The sequence below is a fragment of the Campylobacter estrildidarum genome (assembly GCF_005406205.1).
Lineage (GTDB): Bacteria > Campylobacterota > Campylobacteria > Campylobacterales > Campylobacteraceae > Campylobacter_D > Campylobacter_D estrildidarum.
In genome coordinates, this window is record NZ_NXLZ01000003.1 from 95,340 (window position 1) to 113,844 (window position 18,505).

The following is an 18,505-nucleotide window of genomic DNA, read 5'->3' on the forward strand; positions in this document are numbered from 1 at the left end:
AATAAGTAACATTTTGATAAATATTTTTATCTTTTTTATTTATTTTTAAATACATTAAACAAAAATCATACTATACTTGGAATAAAAATATAAAATTAAGGAAATATTTATGCAAGATCTTACTCGTGCGAAAAAAATTCGCTCAATAATAGCTACAAGTAGCGGTAATTTAGTGGAATGATTTGATTTTTATATTTACGGCAACATATTTTGCTCATACTTTTTCAACATCACATAACCCTTTAATTCAACAAATTAATGCCTTTGGAGTTTTTGCTGCAGGATTTTTATGCGTCTATAAGTTCTTGAATTTATCTTAATTTTACACTTCAATGGCTGGAATTTTTAAAGCTAAACTTTTTCCTGAACACGTAAGAGCATTAGGAACGGGTTTAGGGTATGCTATTTCAAATGCTGTTTTTGGAGGTTCTGCCCCTTGGGTAGCTTTACAATTTAAAAATGCAAATATAGAAAATGGCTTTTTTATCTATATAGCTATTTTTACAATCCTTATGCTCGTGGCTACTTTATGTTTGCCTAAAAAATCAGAACTTAATTAAATTTAAGGCTTTTAAGGAAAGTATTGAAAATGGAATATGTTCTAGTTCTTTAAATTTTTTAAATTCATAATCTTTAGTTTTAGTCTTTAAAATTTGATGATAAACCTTAATATTTAATCTATATTTAGTATAACTATGTTTAAATTCTCCCAAATATTTCATATTTTTTGCAAATTCAATCTCGCTTTCTTTAAATAAAGGAAAATTATACATACCCTTATAAAGATTTTCAAAACTTTGTTTAATGGCAAATTGATTTTTATATTCCATCAAGATAAGACATAAATTTAATTTTTCATAAGCAATCTTTTTATTTTCTGGATAACATTCAGGATTAAATTTAGCTTTACACAAATCATAAAAAGGACAAATTCCACACTTTGGATTTTTAGGCAAACAAATCAAAGCACCTACGTCCAATAAGGCTTGATTATGATTAAAAGCATCTTGTAAATTCAATATTTTGTATGCTTTAGATTCAAGTTCTTTCATAGAAGCATTTTTTAAAGCAAAAAGCCTACTTAAAACGCGACGTATATTTCCATCTACAAAAGCGACTTTTTGATCATAAGCAAAACAGGCAATTGCACCTGCTGTATAAGATCCTATTCCACTTAAACTCTTTAATTTTTCAAGCTCTTTAGGCAAGATGCCGCCAAATTTCTCCATACATTCTAAAGCTGCTTTTTTTAAATTTCTAGCACGATTATAATACCCTAAACCTTGCCAAGCTTTTAAAAGCTCATTTTCATTAGCTTTTGCAATACTCTGTAAATTAGGAAATTTTTCCAAAAAGGGAAAATAAAATTTCTCTAAAACTGCTTTTACCTGAGTTTGCTGTAACATAATTTCGCTGATATATACACCATAAGCCTTATCGATATTTTTTAAACGCTCATCACATTCTAGACTTTTTAAATTTCTCCAAGGTAAAGCTTTTCTTCCATTTTTTTCATACCAAAAAAGTAAATTTTCTTGAAGTTTTTTAATGATGTGTTTTTGCATAAAGTAAAGTATATCAAAAATTTTAAATTTTTTGATAAAATAAACAAAATCAATTTAAATCAAGGAAAAATATGTTAGCTTTTGTTAAAGGTTTAGGTATAGGATTTTTATGTCTTTTACTTTTTATTGCCGGAGTTATTTTTAATGTTGAGTTTTTAGAGAAAAAAAATTCCAACCAAGCTTTATTTTTTTCAAGAAATATAGAAGTAAATACAGACTTAAAACCCGATGAATTTTATACAAATATCAATTTTTGGGCAAATGAAAATCTTGATACAAAAATCACACTAAGCGATGAAGAGAAAAATCAAATAACTAATACTTTTAGTCAAATCACGCAACGTGCCAAAAAAGATAATTTTTGTAGCGGCGGAAGCTTTTCTATAGAGCCTAATTTTTCTTACAAAGATGGAGCACAAACTATAAAAGGACAAAAACTAAACGCAAATTTAGAATGCATTATTAAAGAAAATGAACTCGATAATTTTAATCACTTTTTAAATGATTTAAATTCTATAGTTAAAAAAAGTTCATTTGTAGGAGTTTCCATACCTACTTTAGAGCCTAAATTTTCAAAACAACTTTTAGAAGAAAATAAAGAAAAACTTTATGACAAACTTTTGCAAAAAGCTTATTCTTATGAAGGAATTTATTCTAAGGATTTAAATAAATCTTGCACATTAAAAACACTTAAAACGAATTTAGATCCAAATATAACACCAAGAATTTTTGCTGCAAAATCAAATGATATGCAACTTGCTTTACCTATTGTAAAAGATACAAAACAAAGTTTAAACGCAACAGCCTTGTTCGTCTGCAAATAAAGCAAGATAAACTCTCTTTAAGTTTATTTTGCTAGAATTTCATCTTTAGACTCTGCGGGAATAGCTCAGGGGTAGAGCACAACCTTGCCAAGGTTGGGGTCGCGAGTTCGAATCTCGTTTCCCGCTCCATATCACCCGCCCGGGTGGTGGAATTGGTAGACACAAGGGACTTAAAATCCCTCGGAATTTTTCTTCCGTGCCGGTTCAAGTCCGGCCTCGGGCACCACTTCGAATTATCAGGGCGACATAGCCAAGCGGTAAGGCATGGGCCTGCAAAGCCTTGATCTCCGGTTCGAATCCGGATGTCGCCTCCAAAAAAGGCACAAAATTATTTATCATTAATCGGGAGATGGCTGAGTGGTCGAAAGCGGCGGTCTTGAAAACCGTTGAGGGTAACACCTCCAGGGGTTCGAATCCCTTTCTCCCGGCCACTAACTTCTTTAAATACTAGACAAAAAATAACTTAATATTATATAATCACAAAAAACACATTAATAAAAAAGTAAAATTGGAAAAAATGAAAGAATTTTATATGCAATTAGCCTTAAATGAGGCTTGGAAATATCAGTTTTTAACTTATCCAAATCCAGCTGTAGGTTGTGTAATTTTAAATAAAAATGAAAAAATATTAGCCATAGAAGCACACGAAAAAGCTGGATTAGCGCATGCTGAATTAAATGCCATTAGTCACGCTTTAAAAAAAATAAAACCTGAAATTTCATTACCTAAAGAAGCCAATGCTTTACATCAATTTATTTGTAAAAATCACCAAGGTGCATTTAAAGATGCTATTGCTTATGTTACGCTAGAACCTTGCTCTCATCAAGGAAAAACTCCTCCTTGCGCGAAACTTTTTAGCGAGCTTGGCTTTAGAAAGATTTTTATCAGCGTTAAAGATGAAAATGATGCCGCAAAAGGAGGAGGAGATTTTCTAAAAAATCAAGGCATAGAAGTGGAATTTGGAATTCTTGAAAAAGAAGGAAAAAACCTTCTAAAACCTTTTTTAAAATGGCAAAAAGGACAACTTAAACTTTTTAAACTTGCTCTTTCTATGAATGGATCTTCCTTTGGAAAAATTGTTAGTAATGAATTAAGTAGAACCTATGCCCATAAAATTCGATCAATCATAGATTTATTAGTGGTAGGTGGAGAGACTATAAGGGTTGATAAACCCACTTTAGATGCAAGGCTCTGCCAAGGAAAAGCACCTGATATTTGTATTTTAAGTCATAATAAATTAGAAAGTTTTGATCAAAATATCCCTTTGTTTAAAGTTCCAAATCGTAAAATTTACACACAAATTCCAAAAAAAGCTAAATTTTTGATGTATGAAGGTGGAGAAAATTTTCTAAAAACTTTTAAAAATGAAATGGATTTATTTTTAATTTTTCAAAGTTCAATTCTAAACAATAAAAAAAATGTTACAATACCTTTAAATTTAAAACCACTTTATAAAAATTTTTTAGGAAGTGATACTTATGGCATTTACGAACTTGAATAAATTATTTTATTTAAAATATGAAGTTGAATTATTTAAAATTGAAAGACAAAGCAATATTAAAAATATTATCTCAAAAGACTATATTTTAAAATCTTTTAAAGATGAACTTAATCCAAATGGTGATACCTTCACTTATCAAGGTATTAAACAATACACATTTAAAGAAAATGATGAAATTTTAATTTTACATTTAGATAAAAAAATTATATTTTTTAAAAATTTTACTCAAAATTTAGATAATTTTAATGAAATTCAAACAAAACAAGGTTTGCTTTTAGCTTTTTTATTTTTAGTAAGTATATTTTTTATAAGTTTAGCTACAATTGATCAATTTAAGATTATTGATTTGATTTTTTTTATAATTTGCATTATTCTTTTAATTGTAAGTTTTATTAATGCTAATTTGCTTTTTAAGCATATTAATATTTTTAAAAATTTTTTCAAAGAAGATGTAAAAGAGTTTTTAAAGAAAAGAAAAAATGCTAAAGCATAAACGCTTTAGCACACAGTTTTCAAATTTGTAGCTAGGCCACCTAAGGAAGTTTCTTTGTATTTATAATTCATATCTTTCCCAGTTTCATACATCGTTTCTATTACTTCGTCAAGACCAACTTTAGGAGTTGATTGTCGAGTCATTGCCATTCTAGCAGCACTAATTGCTTTAATTGCTCCAAAAGCATTTCTTTCTATACAAGGAATTTGAACAAGTCCTGCCACAGGGTCGCAAGTCAAACCTAAATGATGCTCCATTGCCATTTCAGCAGCATTACAAGCTTTAAAAGCATTCGCTCCCAAAACCGTAGCCATCGCAGCAGCAGCCATAGAACTTGCACTTCCAATTTCAGCTTGACATCCTGCCTCAGCTCCACTAATACTTGCATTTTTCTTATATAAAGAACCGATCAGCATGGCTGTAAGTAAAAAATTTATAGCTTGCTCGTCATTGAAACCAACAGTATGATTTTTAAGATAAAGCATCACAGCGGGAATAACAGCGCAAGCACCATTTGTAGGCGCTGTAACTACTTTTGCTCCACTTGCGTTTTCTTCTGCAACTGCAATAGCATATAATGAAATAAAATCAATCATTCCCATAGGATCAGCTGTCATAGCAATACGCTCTTTCATACCTTTAGCACGGCGTTTTAAGTTAAGTTTTCCTGGTAAATACTCTTCAGTTGGATGAGTACCATTATAATATACTTCTTGCATTACTTCCCAAATTTCAAGACAATAAGATCTAATCTCTTCTTTGGTATGAAATTGTAGTTCATAATTATAAGAAAGTTCAGCCAAGTCCCAACCATTCTTTTCACAAAAATCTAAGGCTTGTTGAGCATTATTAAGTTCTATATCTAGCTTCATTGTGCTTTGGTTCGAATTTTTACCCCTTTTTTCTAATTCTTGAGCTGTTAAAACAAACCCTCCACCTACGGAATAATAAGTTTCTTCTTCTACGATTTCATTTTTTACATCAAAAGCTTTAATTTGCATACCATTTTCGTGCAAAGGTAAAAAATCTTTAGAAAAAATTAAATCTTTTTCGTAATTAAATTTTAATTCTTTTTCACCGCATAAGTTAATTTTTCCTTTTTCTAAAGCATTTTTATTGGCTTCTTCTTGCACAGGAGCACTTAAGTTTCTAGCTTCTAAACCATTTAATCCCCAAATTACAGCCTTATCACTTAAATGTCCCTTGCCTGTCAAAGATAAAGAACCATACAGAATGATTTGAATTCTATCAACTTCATTTAACCTTTTGACAATTTTCTTACAAAACAAATTTCCTGCTAACATAGGCCCTAAAGTATGTGATGATGAAGGGCCGACTCCAATTTTAAAAATACTAAAATTACTGCTCATTAATATATCCTTAGAAAAGATTATGAATAGCAGCTGAAATTGCTATTATCCCCATAATAAGAATAAAAACATCTAAAGCTTTATTACGAAATTTTGCCAAAATATCAAAACGATAAATACAATAAAGAGGCATTAAAAAAAGCAATATCGCTAAAACAGGACCACCTATAGCTTCAATAATACCAATAACATCTGGATTTTTATAAGCTACATACCAAGCAATAGCAAAAGTAATTATCGCTGTTAAAGTTTGTGCTAATTTACCTTGGATTTTTCCACCACTTGCTTTATATAAAATACCATTTAAACCTTCTTGAGAACCAAGATAATGTCCTAAAAAGCTTTTGCTGATTGCAACAAGAGCAACTATAGGTCCAACATAGGTTAAAACAGCTACTTGAGGAAATTTATTTGCAATAAAAGTCAAAATATTAACATTTTGAGCTTTTGCTAATGCAAATTCTTCGGGAGTAAAAGTTAAAGCACAAGAAAAAATAAAAAACATAACTACAAAAACCATTAAAACAACAGCAAAAGAAATAATTCTTCTAGCACGGAATTCTGCATCATCACCATATTCTTTTTTGCAATAACATGCTAAAGATGAAATAATAGGAGAATGGTTAAAACTAAATACCATTACAGGGATCACAAGCCACAACGTTATCCAAAAATCACCTGTTGATAATACTGAAAAATCAACATTTTCAAAAAGATGAATATTCCATTGAGGAATCAAAAGTAATGAAAGAATAAACAAAAATATAATGAAAGGGAAAACAAGAAAACTCATAGCTCTAGTGACAACACCTTCGCCAAAAATTGAAACAAGAACTAAAACACTTACTATTAAAAAGCTTATCCACCAACGTCCTTCATGCATCATTGTAGCATCAAAATTAAACTGATTGATTAAAAATTCAATTAAAGTTGTTGTAAGATTTGCACTATAAACAAGTAAAATAGGTAAGATAGCAAAAAAATACAATACAGTGATTAAAAATCCGCCACCTTTACCAAAATAACTTTCCGCAACAAAAGTAATGTCATCTTTTGGATTTGAACTCGAAAGAACAAAACGACATAAATTCCTATGAGCTAAATAAGTCATAGGGAAAGCTAAAACAAGAATAATCAAAAGCGGAATAAGTCCGCCAAGCCCTGCACTAATTGGAAGCAAAAGAACGCCTGCGCCAATTGCCGTTCCAAAAAGAGATAGTACCCACCGTATATCGTGGCTGGTCCATTTACTATTCGAAGCATTCATTAGTTTTCCTTTATCATAAAAATTTATCAAAATTACTAAAAAATTATTATACCAAATTATTTGTAAATAAGGTAAATTTTTATTATTTTTTATTAAATTTTAATAATATTTTTAAATTAAACTTAAATAAATAAGCTTAAATATAATAACATAATTCAGGTGCTTTAAGATAAACAAATAAAATATTTGGATAAATCCAAATATTTTAATAATTTTTTAATAAACTATAAAAAATCAATGATCAAATTTTTGTCCTAAAATATTACCTTGAGCATCTGTATAAATTTTCATATAATTATTTGTTTCAAATTTATATCCATTAACCTCTTTACTGACTTCTACAATTTGTGCATTTGAAGTTGTACTTATTTTAGACATAATATTTGGTAAAATCGTACTAGGCAATGTTTGATATTTGCCATCTACTTCTTTCCAGTCTCCATTGATCATAAAATCAATTTCTATTCCATTGCTTAAAGTTACATCATAAGAATCAATATCTTTTTTAACTAAAGCAATTTGTGCATTTTTAAAATTTGTAGTAATAAAATTTTTTGCATTTTGTGGAAGAGTGCTCGCAGGAACAACGATATCTCTAGCTAAAAGTACTGAAGCACCGAGTAAAGCCGCTAAACCTAATTTCATTTTCATTTTTTCTCCTTTTTGATTTTGGTTGGAGAAAATTTAACCTAACTTTGTGAAGCAAATGTGAAACCTAAAAACTTACCTTTAAACTTTCTCCTTCAACACCTATTCCTTCGCTTTTTGAAAATTGAATATTTTTACCATTTTCAAATTTTAAAGTATTTAAATCTTTTAAATCTATATCATAAGTTAAAATATGCAATACAATATCATACATAGTAAAAAATAGTTCTTTTTCGTTAAGCTTACTCTTAATCACTTCAAGCTCTAATTTATCAAAATTTCTCAATCCATAAGTATAAGCATTCACGCCATCTTCGCTAGGATAAACACTGACATAGACCCAATTGTAAACTGGTAAACGATTTTCTTGCAACATCTTCGCATTTTCAATGTAAAATTTAGGCTCCAAAACAACTCCACCTGTATAAAATCCTAGAGCATTTTTATCTTGCAAGCATGCCGATGAAATTTGAGTAAAAAGCTTAGCTTGTTCGAGTTTGCTTTCATTTTGACTAAGCACTGCTATAAGAAGATGTGCCTTATGTTTTTTAGTTTCCTCTAGAGCATCCTTCCACATAAAATTAAAATTCGCATAATACTCGGCTTCTTCGTTTGGTATAGGATTTTTAATTAAGCTTAAAGTGACTAACATATTCTTATGATAAAAAATAACACCATCTTGATTAAAATTTTCATCTGGAACCAATATACCAAATTCGCTTTCAAGCAAAGAACTTAATTTTAAAAAATCAAATTCACTATCATTTAAAAGAACAAAAGAAGTAAAATTATGATTTTGCTGCATACAACTTCCTTAAAATATATTTTTATGATTTTTATTATATCTTAAAATAATCTGATTTGAGAAATAATTTTTAAAAATTATGATAATTAATATTAATTATAGTTTTATTTTCCTTGTAGTATAATCATTCAAAGTTAAAAAATTAGCGGAGTTTATATGGAGTTTTTGAGAAATTATATTGATTTAATCATCTTTATAATTCTTGGAATTATGGCATTTATAGCTTTTTGGTGTGTAGTTGAAAGAATATTATTTTTTAGAAAAATTGATTTTAAAGATTATAAAAATCAAGAAGAATTTGATGATGCAATTACCGAAAATTTAACTACTATTTATATCATTTACTCTAATGCTCCTTATATTGGTCTTTTAGGAACTGTTATTGGTATTATGGTTACTTTTTATGAAATGGGTTTAGCAGGTAATATAGATGTAAAATCTATAGTTATAGGACTTTCTTTAGCTCTTAAAGCTACAGCTTTAGGTCTTTTAGTTGCTATTCCAACTCTTATAGCATATAATGCTTTGTTGCGAAAAATTTCACTTTTAAGCAATAGATACAGGATGAAAAAAGATGCTTAAGCTTCCAAAAAACGAAGGTTTAAATATAGTTCCATTTATAGATATTATGCTGGTTTTACTTGCTATAGTACTTAGCATTTCAACCTTTATTGCACAAGGTAAAATTCAAATCAATCTTCCTAAAAGTGAAAGCTCTATGAGTCTTGGTGAAAATGAAAAAAAACTCCTTATCAGTATTGATGAAAAAAACGTTTTTTATTTAGATAACAAAATAGCGACTTTAGATCAATTAAAAGAAGCTATATCAGGGCTTGATCAAGAAACTATAGTAGAATTAAAAAGCGATAAAAACGCTAAATTTGAAAGCTTTGTCCAAATTATTGATTTATTAAAAAGCAAAGAGCATGAAAAATTTCAAATAATCGCAGAAAAAAAATAGATGAAAAGTTTATTTTTAAATCATAAATATCAAGCCTTTTATATATCTTTTTTAAGCTTTTTGCCTATATTTTTTTTAATATTTCATTCTGCTGATTTTTTTAAAATAAAATTCAACAATAAAGAAGTTTTTGCTTTATCTATAAAACAATTTACTAGAGAAAATTCTACACCTATTCAAGAAAATAAAATTTTAGAAAAAATAACGCCTAAAGTCAAAAAAATTCAATCTAAAATTATAAAAAAAGAAGGAGAGAAAATCAAAAAAATAGAGCAGAAAAAAGCCTCAACACCTATAGAAAATCCTACAAAGCAAATGACAGAAAATCCTTCTCAAATCACTCAACTTACACAAGGTAAAGATAAACATCCTTTGCTTGAACAAATCCAAAAAGCTATTCAAAAAGTTCAAAGTTATCCTAGACAAGCTCAAAAAATGCGTATGCAAGGGATAGTAAAAGTAGAATTTTTATGGAAAGAAAATAAAACCTTAGCAGAGTTAAAGATAATCCAAAGCTCCGGATACACCCTCTTAGATAAAAATGCCCTAGAAAGCATCCGTAAAGCTTCGGTGAATTTTCCCTACTATAAAAACGACTTAAGGATTGTCCTACCTATAGTATATAAGATAAATTAAACTAATTTATCTATGATTTCTAAGCTTCCATAATCGATTTCTTTTTGCAAATCAAAGCTTAAATTTTTACTCAAATCCTCTAAGTCTTTTTGTTTCAATTTCTCATACTCATCAGGATATTTTTGCTTAAATTTTAAAAGTTCTTGCATATTTAAAGCACTTAAACCTTGATCTAAAGCTTTGTTTTTAATATCGGAATCTTCTTGTTCATCGCTTGCATTATCAATTTCTTCTTGCATTTTCTTTAATTTTTGCAAAAGCGTCTTGCTTACAGAGTTTCCATTATCAAACATAGTTTGTGCATCAGCTAAAATTCTATCTTTAGAACCTTCAATTTCCAAAACAGTAATTTTGCCATCAGCATTTTTATCAAAAGTAAGTAGAGCATTTAAAGCACTTTCTAAATCTCTTTCTTTGCCGTCATCTCCTACTTTACTTTTGCCTCCTGTGGTAATATAAAGTTGTCTGATTAGATCATTAGCTCCGCCTTTAGGATTATCAGGGGTAATTGTAAGATTATAAAGATAAAGATTATTATTTTCTTTGCCTTTAATAATTCCATTTTTATCTGCATCTGCTTTTAAATAATTTAAATCATAAGCTGCATTTTTAAACCAGCCTGCTACAAAATTTTGAGCTTTACCATTTAGTCTAATCGAACCATCTTCTCTTAAAAAATAATCCTCCTTATCGCCAAAATGTTTTAAAATGTTTTGAAAATTGCTTTTAGTTAAATTCAAGCTTACAAATAAAGAACTTTCTTCATCTTCAAATATAACTTTAATACCAGATTTTTCTCTTTTAGAATCTAGTTTTACTAAAAAATCTTCTGGGTTAAATTCTTCTTGCTTTAAATCTTGAAAATCTTTTTTATCTAAATAAGCTCTTTTGGAATAAGCCATTACATCATTTAATCCGATAATCGTTACATCTTTAGCAATTTTCATCGCTTATCCTTAAGGCTTAAAATGAGCAGCCGCCAAACGACACATAGTGGCTTGATAATAAGGCAATTTATCACAATATCTTAGTTTATTGTAATAAATATTCCACTGTTCTTTAAGTATTTGACATCTTGTATCGCAATCAGAACTCGCAAAAGCAACATTTGAAAAAACCAAACTAAAAATAGCAAACAATAATACTTTTTTCATTTTTTCCTTTCTTTTTTAATTACACTTATATACTAACAGAAAAATTATAAAAAACAAACATTTTATATAATAAATTGAAAAATTACAAAAAATATGTTACTTTTATTCACACTCTTTTATCGACAAATATAGCTTCATTGTCACTAATTTGTTGCATTAAGTCTTTGCTTAAGTTCTTAGCCAACTCATCTAAAGATTTGTTTTGAAGTTCTTCAAATTCTTTTGGATTACTAGCTTTAAGTTTAGCCTGCTCATCAGCGCTTAAAGAGTTTAAACCTTTCTCTTGTGCTTTTTGAAGTAAATCTTCATCATCATTTTCTTTTTCTTTGATTTTAGCTTTATCATCATCTTTTTTTTGAATTTTTTGTGGATCAACACTTTGCATAGCATTTGCTCCACCGCCTGAAGCTTCTTTTAAATCACCCAAAATTTCTCTAAAACTTGGCTCTTTAACATCGCTATCATCGATATTTCCATCTTTATTAACATCCTTATTTATGAAAAAATTCAATTTTTCTTCTATACTTGCATCATCAGATATCAAGTCACTATGTTTTAAACCTAAATTTTGCATACTTTCATGCAAAGTATTTTGATGAAAACTTATATTAATTCTTTCATTGCTTTGCGTAGATTTAATACTAAAAAATTCATTTTTTGCATTTTCAAACCAATTGGAAATAAATTCATTTGCTTCTCCATTTAGCCTTATAGATCCATCATCTCTGGCAATATAATTTGCATAAGAACCAAAATGATTTTGCAAACTTTTGTAATTTTCTTCACTCAAATTTAAAGATATCAACTCACCTTCTTTGTCCTCAAAAACGACTTTCTTGCCAGAATTGCTATCATCTGAAAGATCATTAACCTTGACTTTATCCTTTTCTTCAGCCTTTAATTCTAAAATTTCTTTACGATTTGTAATATTTTGATTGTTTGATAAAGCATTTAAACTATTCATTGTTAATTTTTCCATGACAGCCCTTTCAAAATTTTTAAACTTGGCTTACAAAAACAACTTTTCATTCTCTTCTAAAGCAGAATTGCGATCTTAAAATTCTTTAGATACAATTACAAATTTAAATCGACAAAAAAACAAATTTATTTATACTAAGAAATTAAATTTGCAAAGGAAAGCAATGAAAGCATTAGCCCTTTTTAGTGGTGGCCTTGATAGTATGTTAGCAATGAAACTCATTACTTCTCAAGGTATAGAAGTAAAAGCTCTAAATATTAATATAGGTTTTGGAAGCACAAGCGATAAAAGTGAGATCATGAAAAAAAGAGCGGCTATGGTGGGTGCAGATTTTGAAATGATCGATGTAAAAAATTCTTATTTACAAGAAGTTCTTTTTAATCCACAATATGGCTATGGCAAGCATTTCAACCCTTGCATAGACTGCCATGCTTTTATGTTTAAAACTGCTCTTTCCATGCTAGAAAGTGAAAAAGCTAGTTTTGTAATCACTGGAGAAGTTTTAGGACAAAGACCAATGAGTCAAAGAAATGACGCTATGGCGAAGGTTAAAAAATTAGCCCTTGATGAAGAAGATCTTATCTTGCGTCCTATGTGTGCAAAAAATTTACCTCTAACAAAGCCCGAAAAAGAAGGTTGGGTAGATAGAGAAAAACTAGAAGGCATTAGTGGAAGAAGTCGCAAAAGACAACTGGAACTGGCTGCACAATTTGGACTTGAAGATTTTGAAAGCCCAGGAGGAGGATGTTTATTAACCCTTGATAGCTTTGCTAAAAAAATTCGCGATTTCATACAATTTGATAAAGATATGCAAGTTAATGACGCACAACTTTTAAAATACGGACGTCATTTAAGATTGCCTATGGGCGCTAAAATGATCATAGGGCGCAATGAATTAGAAAATGAACTTTTAAGAAATTTAAAAACTCCAAAATATGAAGTTATAGGCATAGGAAATTTAATAGGAGCTTATTCTTTGCTTAGTGCGAATGCAAATAATCAAGATATAGAACTCGCTTTAAAAATTGCTTTAACTTACACAAAATGCGATATAAATACTAACTATGAATTAGAATTTAAAAACCAAAAATTTATCACCTCAGCTTTTGAAGATAAAACACAAATTAGTAAATTTTTTATAAGTTAGTATAAACTAATTTCAAAAAAGAACGATATAGTGATTGAATCTTTTCAAAATATTGCTATAAAAGCCTACTTTTTAAGTAGGCTTTTTTTATTTTAATCCATAAATATTTTTTAAATTGTTTAAATTTGCACTCGCATTTAAAAGTAAGCAATCAGCCAAAACCAAACGCACCATAGCATTAACCACAACACTTCCTCGTATACCAACGCAAGGATCGTGCCTGCCTTTTAATTCTAATTTCACATTATTTTCAAACTGATCCATACTTTCTTGCTTTTTAAAAATAGAAGGAGTAGGCTTAAAATAAGTTTTTAAAATAAGATCTTCTCCATTTGAAATTCCGCCTAAAATACCCCCACTATGATTACTTAAGAATTTACCATCTTTTAAAATATCATTATTTTGAGATCCATACATTTTGCTTGCATTAATCCCTTCGCCTATTTCCACTGCCTTAACAGCATTAATCCCCATTAAAGCATGAGCGAGTTTAGAATCTAATTTATCATAAAGAACTTCTCCAAGTCCTTTTATCATTCCATTAACCCTTGTAAAAACTGCTGCACCTATACTATCTTTAGATTTTTTTGCATTTAAAATTTCTGCTTTAAAATCATTTTCTAAGCTAGGATCAAGACAAAAAATTTCGCTTTTTTGAGCCCAATTAAAATCAAATTGATTCTCATTTAAATTTGAAATTAAATTTCCTACTCCAAAAACTCCACTTTGAACACAAATACCAAATTCATTTAAAAGCATAGCACATACAGCGCCCCCAGCTACCCTAGCAACACTTTCTCTAGCGCTTGATCTTCCACCACCTCTATAATCTCTCAAGCCATATTTGTGAAAATAAGTAAAATCAGCGTGTGCAGGGCGAAATACATCTTTAAAATCATCATAATCTTTAGAACGTGCATTTTCATTAAAAACAACTATGGCTATAGGATGACCTGTGGTATATCCTTCAAAAACTCCGCTTAAGACTTGTGCTCTATCGCTTTCTTTTCTTGGGGTTGAAAATTGATTTCCACCTTTGCGTTTATCAAGTTCATTTTGTAAAAATTCCTCATCAAATTTAATCCCAGCAGGCATTCCATCTATCACACAACCCACAGCTATTCCATGAGACTCTCCAAAACTTGTAAATTTTAATCTTGTGCCAAAGGTATTCATGATAAATTTTCCAATTTTTCAAGTGCAATTTTTGCTGCCATTTGCTGAGCTTCTTTTTTGCTTTTTGCAATAGCCCTTGCAATTTCTTTTCCCTCTAATTTTAAAGCAATTTCAAATTGTTTTAAATGATCGGGCCCAAAAGCACGCAGTGTTTCGTATTCTGGAGTTTGTCCTATGGTGCCTTGAGTGATCTCTTGCAGTCTTGTTTTATAATCTTTGATTAAATTTTTTGCATCAATTTTTGGAAAATTATTTTCTATGAGTTTTAAAGCAATATTTCTTGCACATTCAAAGCTTGATTCTAAATGAATAGATCCTATGATCGCTTCTAGAGCATCAGAAAGGATGGAAGGCTTTTGCCTTCCTCCATTATTTTCTTCAGATGCACTCATAAAAATAAAATCACCTAAATTTAAACTATCGGCGATTTTTGCAAAAGATTTTTCATTCACTAAAGCGGCTCTTAATTTTGACAAATCGCCTTCAGCGTCTTTTCCAAATTTATGAAATAAATACTCCCCTACGATCAAATCAAGCACCGCATCCCCTAAAAACTCTAAACGCTCATTATTGTAAGATTTTTTACAGCTTTTGTGAGTGAGTGCTTGAATAAGAAGATTTTTATCTTTAAATTGATAGCCTAGATTCTGTTCTAATAACTCAATATTTTTCATCGCTTTCCTTTTGCAATTTTAAAGCAGCTTCTCTTGCTAAAGTATCGCATCTTTCATTTTCTATATGTCCATTATGTGCCTTGATCCAAAAGGCTTGAATTTGGTGTGATTTTGCTAATGTTAAATATTCTTTCCATAAATCCACATTTTTTTTACCCTTAAAATCTTTTTTAATCCAATCATTAAGCCATTCATTGATACTTTGAACCATTAAATTTGAATCCGTAAAAAGCTTAATTTTGCAAGGTTCTTTTAAAATTTTTAAAGCCTCGACAATAGCCATTAACTCCATTCTATTGTTTGTAGTATTTTTTTCCGATCCAAAACCCTCTTTTTGATGTTCTTTATAACGCACTATATACGCCCATCCTCCAAAACCTGGATTATTAAGACAAGATCCATCTGTATAAATTTCAACACATTTCATCATTTTTCACTTCGCAAATAATCTTACAAGTGTTAAATTCATAACACATAGGACAATGGTAAAAAAATAAAGGCATAATATTTTTACATTCCATACAACGATAAGAAAATTCAAGTCTTGTTTTAAAAGAATTATCACGTAAAATTTTAAACATTTTAAAATTTGAATTTTGAAAAACAAAATGATTTGGAATTTTATCTTCTTGAATAAAACCTAAAGCATAAAAAAACTCTAAAAATTCTTCATTTTGCAAATTTAAAGCTTTTTTTTCTTTATAAAGAAGATCATAAATGTGATTAAAATTTTGTTCTATAAATAAATGATATTTTTCAAAAACTAAACGCCCTAACATAGGATTATTTTTTATTTGAAGCTCTAAAAGTTTTTCTTTTTTTTCTTCATCGCTTAAATTTAAAGTTTGCAAATTTAAAGCTTTAATAAATTCTTGCTCCTTTTCTACATCCTCTCCAAGTTCAAATAAACATTCCAAAATCTCTAAATTTTCTTTATAAGCTTTTAATTTTAAATATACAATTTTTAAAAGCTTTAAAGCCTCTATATTTCTTGGACGAAGCTTTAAAGCTTGAAGTAAAACCTCTTTAGCTCGTTCTAAAAATCCTGCCTTAAAATAAATATTTGCTAAAGCTATAAAAATAAATTCTTGCTCATTTTTATCTTTACTTTTTTCAAGTGCAATCAAATAAATTTGGGTCGCTTTCTCAAATTCTCCACTCTTTGTAAAAATATCAGCTAAAAAACTTAAATTTCCAAAACTTAATCTCTCATTTCTTAACAAATCTTTATGCGCATTATCTATTTCAAATTTTTTAATGAATTTTTCAAGCTTTTGCTCTTCGTCTTTATTTGCAAAAGCTTTCCAAGCATAATTTGCTACAGCAACAACAAAGATTAAAATAGTCAAAATAATGAGTCCCACTAAAGGATCTCTGTATTCTACAAAGAAAAAATCCATAAACTCTCTTTAAAATTTTATGCCAAATTATAGCTAAATCTTTGTATAATTTTATTTAAGGTTTTTAAAATGATATCTAAAGAAAGTATAGAAAATTTATCCCAAAGACTTAATATTGTTGATATAATTGAAAATTACATTGAAGTAAAAAAACAAGGCTCTAGCTTTGTTTGCGTATGTCCATTTCACGCAGACAAAAATCCTTCTATGCATATTAATGCTCAAAAAGGTTTTTATCATTGCTTTGCGTGTAAAGCAGGTGGAGATGCTTTTAAATTTGTAATGGATTATGAAAAGCTGAATTTTTCTGACGCGGTAGAAAAAGTTGCTAGTCTTTGTAATTTTACACTAAGCTATACCAAAGAAAAAAATGAAAACAAAAAAGATTTAAAAACTATATTGCCTAAATTAAATGCTTATTTTAAAAACAATCTTTCGCATCATAAAGAAATTTTAGACTATCTTTACTCAAGAAAATTAGACGATAAAGATATTGCTAAATTTGAATTAGGTTTTGCAAAATCAAGCGAAGAAAGCGTAAGATTATTGCAAAATGAAAATATATCGCTTGAAGATGCTTTAGCTGTTGGGGCTTTAAAAAAAGATGGAAAAGGTGAAATTTACGCGAGTTTTATATGGCGTATTACTTTTCCAATTTATGATCAAAAAAATACACTTGTAGGCTTTGGTGGAAGAACTATCAATCCAAACGTAATGGCCAAATATGTCAATTCTCCTCAAAATATGCTTTTTGATAAAAGTAGAATTTTTTACGCCTTTCATTTAGCCAAAGATGCTATCAGTGCAAAAAAGGAAATGATAATTTGCGAAGGCTATATGGATGCAATTGCTTTTCATAAAGCAGGCTTTAATAATGCGGTAGCCGTTCTTGGAACCGCATTAACCGAGCATCACTTGCCTTTAATCCGCCGCTATGAAACTAAAGTGATACTTTGTTTTGACAATGATGAAGCAGGATTAAGAGCTGCTACAAGATCAGCTTTTTTACTAAGCATTCACAAAATCGATGGAAAAGTCGCTCTTTTAGAAGGTGGGAAAGATCCTGCTGAATTGGTTGCTAATAACCAAAATGCAAAACTTTATGATATACTCGAAAAAGGCATAGAGCTTGGAGAATTCTATATTAGGCGTATAATAGCAGAATTTTCGCTCGATTCTGCACTTGATAAACAAAAAGCTTTAGAAAGTGTGCAAAAATATACCTTTAATCTTGAGCCTTTAATAGCAAATTCTTATACAAACTTAGTTTCAAAACTTCTAGGAGTTGAAGAAAAACTTGTAATCTTAACGAAAAATTCCAAGCAAAATAGAAGTTTAAATTTCAACCTTAACTACTTAGAAATTCCAAATGCAAAAATTCATATTACAGAACTTGAAATTCTTAATTTTTTAAAAAATAATCCAAATATGCACGAATTTTTTAAACAAATTAGCGATAGTATTTGCTTTAAACATAAAATTTTATTAGAAAAAATTTTAGAAAAAAAAGGCTATGAAGATAGTGAAGTAAGAGAACTAGAACAAAAAAATATCCGAAAAAATTTAAGCGAAAATGAATTTTTATTTGGAATTTGTAAAGTAAATTTAGCCTTTTTAAATCATATCGATATTACAAGCTCAACTTTGGCTTTAAAAAAACAACTTTTCACTTTAATTGATAAAAGCTCTCATATTTTAAATAAAAATTTAAAAGAAAAAGAATGTTTGACTTTTTTAAAAGAATATTTATTTTTAATAAAAAATGAAAAAGATGAAGTAAAGCTAGAAGAATTATTTAAAAACTTAAATAGAATTTTTTCTTTTAAAAAATTTGGCACAAAAGAGTTAAATATCAATTCCACGCAAGAATACAATGAAGAACCTTTTTAAGTTAAATAATAAAAA

General features: G+C 29.0%; 20 protein-coding genes, 4 tRNA genes and 1 pseudogene. 13 read left to right on the top strand and 12 right to left on the bottom strand.

Annotation, left to right across the window (positions count from 1 at the left end; genetic code table 11):
- Positions 1-320: 320 nt before the first annotated feature.
- Positions 321-560: pseudogene (locus CQA69_RS02545) on the top strand (alpha-ketoglutarate permease); the annotation flags it as partial.
- Here CQA69_RS02545 and mutY read toward each other — a convergent pair.
- The gene (gene mutY / locus CQA69_RS02550) at positions 546-1,565 is read right to left on the bottom strand and encodes an A/G-specific adenine glycosylase (RefSeq protein ID WP_137620261.1); all 1,020 of its coding nucleotides are present in this window, start codon (positions 1,563-1,565) and stop codon (positions 546-548) included. The pseudogene CQA69_RS02545 and the gene mutY sit on opposite strands and share 15 nt — an antisense overlap.
- Positions 1,566-1,636: 71 nt before the next feature.
- On the opposite strand from mutY, the gene CQA69_RS02555 reads away from it, so the two are divergent.
- The 7 genes from CQA69_RS02555 to CQA69_RS02585 all read left to right on the top strand — a co-directional run bounded on the left by CQA69_RS02555 (position 1,637) and on the right by CQA69_RS02585 (position 4,383).
- Positions 1,637-2,389 carry a hypothetical protein gene (locus CQA69_RS02555; protein WP_137620262.1) on the top strand — a complete coding sequence of 251 codons (753 nt, stop codon included), beginning with the start codon at positions 1,637-1,639 and terminating at the stop codon, positions 2,387-2,389.
- Positions 2,390-2,443: 54 nt separating this feature from the next.
- Positions 2,444-2,518, top strand: a tRNA-Gly gene (locus CQA69_RS02560).
- 8 nt (positions 2,519-2,526) lie between these two features.
- Positions 2,527-2,615, top strand: a tRNA-Leu gene (locus tag CQA69_RS02565).
- Positions 2,616-2,629: 14 nt separating this feature from the next.
- Positions 2,630-2,703: transfer RNA gene (locus CQA69_RS02570), tRNA-Cys, on the top strand.
- Positions 2,704-2,732: 29 nt separating this feature from the next.
- Positions 2,733-2,820, top strand: a tRNA-Ser gene (locus CQA69_RS02575).
- Between the two features lie 86 nt (positions 2,821-2,906).
- The gene (ribD, locus tag CQA69_RS02580) at positions 2,907-3,890 is read left to right on the top strand and encodes a bifunctional diaminohydroxyphosphoribosylaminopyrimidine deaminase/5-amino-6-(5-phosphoribosylamino)uracil reductase RibD (RefSeq protein WP_137620263.1); all 984 of its coding nucleotides are present in this window, start codon (positions 2,907-2,909) and stop codon (positions 3,888-3,890) included.
- Positions 3,868-4,383: a hypothetical protein gene (locus CQA69_RS02585; protein ID WP_137620264.1), complete on the top strand. Its 516-nt coding sequence runs from the start codon at positions 3,868-3,870 to the stop codon at positions 4,381-4,383. Before ribD ends, CQA69_RS02585 begins: the two co-directional genes overlap by 23 nt.
- Positions 4,384-4,388: 5 nt before the next feature.
- Here the strand turns inward: CQA69_RS02585 and CQA69_RS02590 are convergent, their stop codons facing one another.
- The 4 genes from CQA69_RS02590 to CQA69_RS02605 all read right to left on the bottom strand — a co-directional run bounded on the left by CQA69_RS02590 (position 4,389) and on the right by CQA69_RS02605 (position 8,473).
- A complete protein-coding gene (locus CQA69_RS02590; RefSeq protein WP_137620265.1) occupies positions 4,389-5,753 on the bottom strand; it encodes an L-serine ammonia-lyase in 1,365 nt (454 codons plus the stop codon).
- Positions 5,754-5,763: 10 nt separating this feature from the next.
- A complete protein-coding gene (locus CQA69_RS02595; RefSeq protein WP_137620266.1) occupies positions 5,764-7,020 on the bottom strand; it encodes an SLC5/6 family protein in 1,257 nt (418 codons plus the stop codon).
- A 234-nt stretch (positions 7,021-7,254) separates the two neighbouring features.
- Complete coding sequence (locus CQA69_RS02600) at positions 7,255-7,671, bottom strand: PepSY-like domain-containing protein (protein ID WP_137620267.1); 417 nt, start codon at positions 7,669-7,671, stop codon at positions 7,255-7,257.
- A 64-nt stretch (positions 7,672-7,735) separates the two neighbouring features.
- Positions 7,736-8,473, bottom strand: a complete 738-nt coding sequence (locus tag CQA69_RS02605) for a DUF4261 domain-containing protein (protein WP_137620268.1) — start codon at positions 8,471-8,473, stop codon at positions 7,736-7,738.
- Positions 8,474-8,629: 156 nt separating this feature from the next.
- Here CQA69_RS02605 and exbB point away from each other — a divergent pair, with 156 nt between their 5' ends.
- Genes exbB through CQA69_RS02620 form a run of 3 tightly spaced genes read left to right on the top strand, consistent with a single transcriptional unit; the run spans position 8,630 to position 10,070 of the window.
- Entirely contained in the window at positions 8,630-9,055 is a 426-nt protein-coding gene (gene exbB / locus CQA69_RS02610) for a TonB-system energizer ExbB (RefSeq protein ID WP_137620269.1), read from the top strand.
- Entirely contained in the window at positions 9,048-9,434 is a 387-nt protein-coding gene (exbD, locus tag CQA69_RS02615; RefSeq protein WP_137620270.1) for a TonB system transport protein ExbD, read from the top strand. The genes exbB and exbD overlap by 8 nt, the downstream gene beginning before the upstream one ends.
- Positions 9,435-10,070, top strand: a complete 636-nt coding sequence (locus CQA69_RS02620) for an energy transducer TonB (RefSeq protein ID WP_137620271.1) — start codon at positions 9,435-9,437, stop codon at positions 10,068-10,070. It abuts the gene before it with no gap.
- Here CQA69_RS02620 and CQA69_RS02625 read toward each other — a convergent pair.
- From CQA69_RS02625 to CQA69_RS02635, 3 genes are all read right to left on the bottom strand, one after another.
- A complete protein-coding gene (locus tag CQA69_RS02625) occupies positions 10,067-11,017 on the bottom strand; it encodes a hypothetical protein (RefSeq protein ID WP_137620272.1) in 951 nt (316 codons plus the stop codon). The genes CQA69_RS02620 and CQA69_RS02625 overlap by 4 nt on opposite strands.
- Positions 11,018-11,026: 9 nt before the next feature.
- The gene (locus CQA69_RS02630) at positions 11,027-11,224 is read right to left on the bottom strand and encodes a hypothetical protein (RefSeq protein ID WP_137620273.1); all 198 of its coding nucleotides are present in this window, start codon (positions 11,222-11,224) and stop codon (positions 11,027-11,029) included.
- 106 nt (positions 11,225-11,330) lie between these two features.
- Positions 11,331-12,203 (bottom strand): hypothetical protein, encoded by an 873-nt coding sequence (locus CQA69_RS02635; RefSeq protein ID WP_137620274.1) that lies wholly within the window; start codon positions 12,201-12,203, stop codon positions 11,331-11,333.
- A 163-nt stretch (positions 12,204-12,366) separates the two neighbouring features.
- Here CQA69_RS02635 and CQA69_RS02640 point away from each other — a divergent pair, with 163 nt between their 5' ends.
- Positions 12,367-13,350 (top strand): MnmA/TRMU family protein, encoded by a 984-nt coding sequence (locus CQA69_RS02640; RefSeq protein ID WP_137620275.1) that lies wholly within the window; start codon positions 12,367-12,369, stop codon positions 13,348-13,350.
- Between the two features lie 87 nt (positions 13,351-13,437).
- On the opposite strand, the gene aroC is transcribed toward CQA69_RS02640, so the two are convergent.
- The 4 genes from aroC to CQA69_RS02660 are packed head-to-tail and all read right to left on the bottom strand — an operon-like array spanning position 13,438 to position 16,600.
- Positions 13,438-14,526 (bottom strand): chorismate synthase, encoded by a 1,089-nt coding sequence (gene aroC / locus CQA69_RS02645; RefSeq protein ID WP_137620276.1) that lies wholly within the window; start codon positions 14,524-14,526, stop codon positions 13,438-13,440.
- Positions 14,523-15,200 (bottom strand): ribonuclease III, encoded by a 678-nt coding sequence (gene rnc, locus CQA69_RS02650; protein WP_137620277.1) that lies wholly within the window; start codon positions 15,198-15,200, stop codon positions 14,523-14,525. Before rnc ends, aroC begins: the two co-directional genes overlap by 4 nt.
- Positions 15,187-15,627, bottom strand: a complete 441-nt coding sequence (rnhA, locus tag CQA69_RS02655) for a ribonuclease HI (RefSeq protein WP_137620338.1) — start codon at positions 15,625-15,627, stop codon at positions 15,187-15,189. The genes rnc and rnhA overlap by 14 nt, the downstream gene beginning before the upstream one ends.
- Positions 15,614-16,600, bottom strand: a complete 987-nt coding sequence (locus CQA69_RS02660; protein WP_137620278.1) for a tetratricopeptide repeat protein — start codon at positions 16,598-16,600, stop codon at positions 15,614-15,616. The genes rnhA and CQA69_RS02660 overlap by 14 nt, the downstream gene beginning before the upstream one ends.
- Positions 16,601-16,669: 69 nt before the next feature.
- On the opposite strand from CQA69_RS02660, the gene dnaG reads away from it, so the two are divergent.
- Entirely contained in the window at positions 16,670-18,490 is a 1,821-nt protein-coding gene (gene dnaG / locus CQA69_RS02665; protein WP_137620279.1) for a DNA primase, read from the top strand.
- The last annotated feature ends 15 nt before the right edge of the window (positions 18,491-18,505 follow it).